Source organism: Stenotrophomonas sp. GD03819 (assembly GCF_029841665.1).
Taxonomy (GTDB): Bacteria; Pseudomonadota; Gammaproteobacteria; order Xanthomonadales; family Xanthomonadaceae; genus Stenotrophomonas; species Stenotrophomonas geniculata.
On sequence record NZ_JAOCEW010000016.1, the window covers coordinates 104347 to 111244 of the forward strand.

Consider the following 6898-nt stretch of genomic DNA (forward strand, 5'->3'; position numbering starts at 1 on the left):
GAGGAGGACTACCGTCGAACGCTTCGCCCGCCCTTTTGCCCGCGCCCATGACCGAGCCCGCAACGCCCCCCGAGCACCTGCGCCGCAGCCTGTCCAACCGCCACCTCCAGTTGATCGCCATTGGCGGTGCCATCGGCACCGGCCTGTTCATGGGGTCGGGCAAGACCATCAGCCTGGCCGGCCCGTCCATCGTCTTCGTCTACCTGATCATCGGCGCGATGCTGTTCTTCGTGATGCGCGCGATGGGCGAACTGTTGCTGTCCAACCTGCAGTACAAATCCTTCATCGATTTTTCCACCGATCTGCTCGGCCCCTGGGCCGGCTTCTTCTGTGGATGGACCTACTGGTTCTGCTGGATCGTCACCGCCATCGCCGATGTGATCGCGATCGCTGCCTACGCACAGTTCTGGTTCCCCGGGCTGGAAGCCTGGAAGCCGGCGCTGACCTGCGTGATGCTGCTGCTGTCGTTGAACCTGGTGACGGTGAAGCTGTTTGGCGAGATGGAATTCTGGTTCGCGCTGATCAAGATCGTGGCGATCTGCGCGCTGATCATTACCGGCGCCGGGCTGGTGGCCTGGGGCTTCACCTCGCCCAGTGGCCACACCGCGGCGCTGTCGAACCTGTGGAATGACGGCGGCATGTTCCCGATGGGCCTGGTCGGCTTCTTCGCCGGCTTCCAGATTGCCGTGTTCGCTTTCGTCGGCATCGAGCTGGTCGGCACCACCGCCGCCGAAACCGCCGACCCCGAGCGCAACCTGCCCAAGGCGATCAATTCGATTCCGGTGCGCATCATCATCTTCTACGTACTGGCGCTGATCGCGATCATGGCCGTCACCCCGTGGCGCCAGGTGGTGCCGGACAAGAGCCCGTTCGTGCAGCTGTTCGTGCTGGCCGGTATTCCGGCCGCGGCCAGCCTGATCAACTTCGTGGTGCTGACCTCTGCCACGTCCTCGGCCAACAGCGGCATCTTCTCCACCAGCCGCATGCTGTACGGCCTGGCCGAAGAGGGCCACGCCCCGCGCGGGTTGTCGAAACTGTCACGCGCCGCCGTGCCGGCCCGTGGCCTGTTGTTCTCGTGCCTGTGCCTGCTCGGTGGCACGCTGCTGATCTACCTGATTCCGAACCTGGTGACCGCCTTCACCCTGGTCACGACGCTGGCGACGGTGCTGTTCATCTTCGTGTGGTCGCTGATCCTGGTGGCCTACATGGCCTATCGCCGCCGCTACCCGGAACGCCACGCTGCGTCGATCTTCAAGATGCCCGGCGGGGTTGCCATGTGCTGGGCCTGCCTGGTGTTCTTCGCGGCCGTGCTGGTGCTGCTGAGCCTGCAGCCCGACACCCGCCAGGCATTGATCGCCAGCCCGGTGTGGTTCGTGCTGCTTGGCGTGGGGTATTGGGTGCGTCGGAAGACCGCGAAGTGATCCAACGTCTTCGTTCCATCCATTGACCCATCGTCTCCAGAGAGCTCCATCCACGCATGGCGTGGATCTACTGTCAGCCGCAGGAAACTGTCGAGGGCGGGTGGGTGTGGCCCGGCAGGACCGTTGGCGCCATGGATGGCGCCATCGAGCCCCCATGGATGGGTTTACGGCGTGTCCTGCCGGGCCACACCCACCCGACCAGCCCTCAACTGCCCAGCGCTGCTCTGGCTGTTGACGTTGCCTCTGCAGGTGCAGGGCGCAGCCCTGCCGGCCCCCATTCACCCGACATTAGCGGGCGCGGCCGGATGATCCGGCCGCCATGTCCCGTCGCCCTCTCCTGCTAGCGCTGTTGCTGCTGCCCAGCCTGTGGCCCGGGCTGGCTGCCGCGCGCACCGTCTACCGCTGCGTGCAGGGCAACACCGTCAGCCTGGCCACCGCGCCGGAACCCGGTTCACGCTGCACCCCGAAGGAAATCGACGACAACGCCATCCAGACCCCGAACTTGTGGGGCAACATGGGCGTGTTCAGCGGCGTGCTGTACGAGCGCGAGCAGGATGGCGCGCTGGTCTACTCCACCCGCAACCTGCCCGGCTCGCGGGTGTTCCTGAAGTTCACCATGGCCACGCCGCCGGGCGAGCCGGCCCACGAAGGCCTGGGCAAGGTCGGCAAGCCGCAGCTGGCGCAGCACGCCAAACAGTTCAGGGCCGCGGCCAAGGCCACGGGCGTCGATGACGCGTGGCTGCGCGCGATTGCCCATGCTGAAAGCAACTTCGATGCGCTGGCGGTGTCCAGCAAGGGCGCACAGGGCGTGATGCAGTTGATGCCGGACACCGCGCAGGAGTACGGCGTGAATGATCCGTTCTCGCCCCAGCAGTCGATCGATGGCGGCGCCCGCTACATGCGCGCGCTGCTGCGTCGCTACAACGGTGACCGGCCGCTGGCGGCGGCTGCGTACAACGCCGGCATCGGCGCGGTCACCCGCTACAAGGGCGTGCCGCCCTATGCCGAAACCCTGGCCTATGTGGACAAGGTGATGGCGCTGTACGCGCGCTACCGCGAGGCGATGGGCATCCGTACCGAGGTGCCGGCGCGCTAGGCCAGTGGCGCTGTACGCGCGCTACACAAAAGCTCCTCAGCGCGAGGTGGAGGTGCTGACCAGTTCGTAGCGTTCGATGCGGCCCAGGCGGTCAACCTCGGCCTGCACGTCGGCGCGTTGCTTCAGCGCACGCCAGGCCGCATCGATCTTCACGTCACCGGGCAGCGACGGATAGGTGCGCATGTCCTGCAGGGAGGCCAGTGTCTCGCCGCGCTCGACGGGTGAGCGCAGCTGTTCGATCAGCACGGCAGCGGCGCCGTCGAGATTGCCCTCGTCCAGCAGCATCTCGCGCTGGAACAGGCGCGCGTCATCGCCCTGGGCCAGGATCGCTGCACGCGCGGCCTGTTCGGCCTTGGCATCGCCACGTTCACGGGCGGCAACGAACTGCAGCAGTGCCTGGGCCGCCTTGCCGTATCCGGCCAGGCCCGGCATGTCATTCACCGCGGTGGCGGCATCCTGCATGCGGCCCAGCGAACTGAACACGAAGCCGACGTTGAACTGGTGCTCGGCACCATCCGGGCCCAGTGCGCCGATGCGTGCGGCCAGTTTGGCTGCCGCCAGCGCATCATCGGTACGGCCCAACCGGCGCAGCGCCGTAAGCCGGCTGTTGAGCAGCCACGCCACCCATTCGGCTTCCGCCGCCGGGGGCGACTCGCCTTCGGCCGCCGCACTGGCCATGCCATCGGTCAGTGCCAGCACTTCCTCGTTGCGGTCCAGCATCAGCAGCGTGCTGCTGAACTCGGCCATGCGTGCATCCAGCGCCCGGTCGAGCAGGCCGGAAACCCGCAGTTCGTCGAGGTGCTTCTGTGCAGCCTGCACCGGATCGAAGCGGGCATCGGCGCGGTCGACATAGCGGTCAAACCGCTTGTCACTGCGCAGGCGGATGATTTCGGCGGGACCGGTGATGCGCGCCAGCGTGGCGGGAATATCGTCGCCACGGCCGTTGTCGGCCTGCAGCGTGGCCAGTGCCAGCCACATTCCGGTGGGTTCCAGGCCGCCGCTCTTCCAGCCGTTGTCGAACAGCGCCTGCAGCAGTTCCATGCGCTGCTGCGGCTGGTCCCGCAGGCGGAACTGCAGGTAGTTGATCGCGTGGCGGTCCACCGGCAACGGCGCGTCGGCATGCTTCAGTGCCTGAACCAGGTGCTTCGTGGCGGGCGCTGGTTGGTTCTCGGACAGTTCCACCGAGACCAGGGTCAGCAGGATCTGCGCATCGTCCGGCAGTGCTTCCTGAGCGCGCTGCAGGTAGCGGCGGGCCTGATCCGGCTTCTTCTGCACCATCGCGGTCCAGCCGGCCACCTGCGCGGCGCGGCCGCGATGTTCGGCATCGAAGTCATCCAGCATCGGATCTTCCATCAGCCGTTCCATCGCGATCAGCGCGCCCAGCGTGTTGCCACTGCGCGACTGCTGGATGGCCTCATCCCATCGCGTGGCATAGGCCTGGTGCATTGCATCGGCGGTGACGGACGGCTTCTGTGGCACCACCGTGATCGAGGCGGTGGCGGATGAACTGGCCAATGCGGCAATCAGCAGGGCGGCGAGGGGGAGGATGCGGGGCATGGAGGATCTCCATCCGTGGGAACCGCATTGAACCCGCTGCAGCCAGCGAGAACAAGCGCGATGGATGGAACTCTGGCGTTTGGCCGTACGATTGGCCATGGCGGATCGTGCGTTCAGCGTCTATTGTCGGTGCCTCTTCAGGCAGCAGGCAGGCAGCGCAGCACGATGGCACGATGGCACGGTGGCAATGGATGGCGGCAGGCGTAGCGTTGGCGACGGTAGTGGCATTGGCTGCGACCTGGTGGGAGACACCGCTGCATACGCTGGCTGAACCGGTGGGTCCGGTTCCAACGCCGCTGGCGTGGACCGCGCAGATCGAACCGCTGGCCGGCGATGGCCACCCGGGTAACCGCGACGGCGCCGCCGCGCAGGCACGTTTCGCCGATCCGTACGCGTTGCTGCGCAGTGCCGATGGCAGCGTCTATTTCACCGATGCCGGCGACAACAACCGGATCCGTCGCCGCCTTCCCGATGGCCGTGTTGAAACGGTGGCCGGGCAGGGCGAGGGGCGCGTCGATGGCCCGGCACTGCAGGCCAGTTTCAATACGCCCTCGGGCATTGCCGCCGACGCGCAGGGCAACCTGTACGTGGCCGACACCGGCAACCATGCGATCCGCCGGATCGGCACCGATGGGCAGGTGACCACGCTGGCGGGTGGTGAACAGGGCTATGCCGATGGGCCGGCCGCGCAGGCGCGCTTTGATGCGCCGATGGGCATCGCGGTGGACGCGCAGGGCCAGGTCTACGTGGCCGATACCTACAACGACCGCATCCGGGTGATCGGTACTGATGGCAACGTGCGCACCCTTGCCGGCGGTGAGCGCCAGGGAATGGCCGATGGCGTGGGCGCTGCGGCGCGCTTCGATACGCCGGTGGCACTGGCCTTCGATGCGCAGGGCGCGCTGCTGGTGGCCGATCTGTTCAACAACGCGGTACGCCGCATAGGCGCTGATGGCACGGTCAGCACCGTGGTCGCCGCCGGTGGCGTGATCAATGGGCCGCTGTCGCTGGCCACCACCCACGACGGCGTGCTGTACGTGGGTGATCTTGATGGCCGCATCGTGCAGGTGACGCCGCAGGGCCATCAGATCGCGCTGGTCGGCAACGGTCGACTGCCGCGCCTGGCCCGCCCCAGCGGATTGGCGATGGATGCCGATGGCAGCGTGCTGGTGGCCGACGCCGCCAGCTACCGTCTGCATCGCCTGCGCCCACTGCCGGTAGGCGACCTGCCCGCGCCGGCACTGGTCGGCCCGGCCGCCGATGCCGCCCTGCCCGATACCGGCGGGCGCTGGCCGTTGGCGCCGCAGGATGGCTGGCACGAAGTAGTCGGCACACTGGGTGAAGTGCGCGGCAACTTCAAGGGCGAGAGTCGCCATCACCTGCACGGTGGTTTCGACGTGCGTGGTGATGTGGGCCAGACCGTGCTGGCGATCGCCGATGGCAAGATCAGCAGCCCGATGGCGGCCTGGAGCCTGGGCGAGCAGGCCGAGGGCCTGGCCGTGGATCGCCTCAAGTACATCCACATGCGGGTGGGCCGCACCCCACGCAATGAACCGTTCGATGCGCGCTGGCAGGCGCTGTACGACGAGCAGGGCAAGCTGGAGCGGATGCGCGTGCGCCGCGGCATGCGCATCCACGTCGGCGACCGCCTGGGCAGCATCAACAACCAGGCGCACGTGCACCTGGCCGTGGGTACCGGTGGTTTCGAGACCAATGCCGTGGCGCTGGGCTTCCAGAACTACGCCGACCATTTCGCACCGCGCATCACCGATGTGGCGCTGCTGGACGACACCGACCAGCCCATGGCCGCCGGCAGCGACGGCGTGGTGATGGTGGCGCGGCAGGGGCGTGGCGTGCAGATCGTGATCGAGGCCTGGGACCAGGTTGACAACAACCTGCCGCGTCGACGCCTGGGCATGTACCAGGTGGGCTACCAGATCCTCGATGCGGCTGGGCAGCCGCTGCAGGGTTACGAGCAGCCGCGCTGGAACATCGTGTTCAACCGCATGCCGCCGCAGAAGGAAGCGGTGCGCGTGGCCTACGCCCCCGACAGTGGGATCACCGTGCATGGCAGCGCGGTGACCCGTTTCCGTTATCTGGCCACCAACACCGTGCGTGACGGCCTGATGGAAACCGGGCGTTGGCAGCCGTCGGCGCTGCCGCCGGGTGAGTACATCGTACGCGCCAGCGTGCGCGACTACAGCGGCAACGACGGCATCGGCCTGCGCGAGATCAGGGTACGGCTGCTGCCATAGCGGCAGCCGGGGCGCCGCAGCGTTCGCGCTCGGCGTCCATGTCTTCCAGCGGCCGCACTTCGATGCTGCCGAAGCGTGCCCAAGGGAAGTCGCGGGCGATGCGCATGGCTTCGTCGCGGTCGCGGGCCACGATCAGGTTGAAGCCGGCCAGCAGTTCACGGGTTTCGGCGAACGGGCCATCCAGTACGCGGCTGTGGCCGTCACGCACGCGCAGCGTCTGCGCGGTGTCGACCGGCTGCAGCTTCTGCGCGGCCAGCAGCGTGCCCTCGGCCTGCAGCTTGTCGGCGTGGGCGAGGCAGTCGCGCATCAGCGCGTTGAATTCTTCGATGGGCAGGGCCTGCAGCAGGGCAGGCTCGATGTAGATCAGAAGCAGGTACTGCTGCATGGCACGGTCCTGGCGGGGGCGGGTGCCCATGATGGCGCAGGTCTGCGCGTGGGCATGTTGCAGCGCAGAAGGCGGCGCCTTCGGCGGGAATCGGCGAACGGCGAAGCCCCTCCGTGGTGGGGTTGGGTTGGTCGCTGAAAGCTGGGTTCATGGGCTTTGCCGGGTGGGTAGGCGGGTCGGGGAC

The 6898-nt window shown here is 67.5% G+C and carries 5 protein-coding genes; 3 read left to right on the forward strand and 2 right to left on the reverse strand.

The window, feature by feature from the left end; translation table 11 throughout:
- Positions 1-47 precede the first annotated feature (47 nt).
- Entirely contained in the window at positions 48-1421 is a 1374-nt protein-coding gene (gene cycA / locus N5D45_RS11615; RefSeq protein WP_057504444.1) for a D-serine/D-alanine/glycine transporter, read from the forward strand.
- A gap of 319 nt (positions 1422-1740) precedes the next feature.
- Positions 1741-2517 (forward strand): lytic transglycosylase domain-containing protein, encoded by a 777-nt coding sequence (locus N5D45_RS11620; RefSeq protein ID WP_049480840.1) that lies wholly within the window; start codon positions 1741-1743, stop codon positions 2515-2517.
- A gap of 36 nt (positions 2518-2553) precedes the next feature.
- Here the strand turns inward: N5D45_RS11620 and N5D45_RS11625 are convergent, their stop codons facing one another.
- The gene (locus N5D45_RS11625; protein WP_164194507.1) at positions 2554-4074 is read right to left on the reverse strand and encodes a hypothetical protein; all 1521 of its coding nucleotides are present in this window, start codon (positions 4072-4074) and stop codon (positions 2554-2556) included.
- Positions 4075-4247: 173 nt separating this feature from the next.
- On the opposite strand from N5D45_RS11625, the gene N5D45_RS11630 reads away from it, so the two are divergent.
- The gene (locus tag N5D45_RS11630) at positions 4248-6329 is read left to right on the forward strand and encodes an NHL repeat-containing protein (protein WP_164194510.1); all 2082 of its coding nucleotides are present in this window, start codon (positions 4248-4250) and stop codon (positions 6327-6329) included.
- Here the strand turns inward: N5D45_RS11630 and N5D45_RS11635 are convergent.
- A complete protein-coding gene (locus tag N5D45_RS11635; RefSeq protein WP_010484148.1) occupies positions 6307-6714 on the reverse strand; it encodes a YciI family protein in 408 nt (135 codons plus the stop codon). The genes N5D45_RS11630 and N5D45_RS11635 overlap by 23 nt on opposite strands.
- Between the last annotated feature and the right edge of the window lie 184 nt (positions 6715-6898).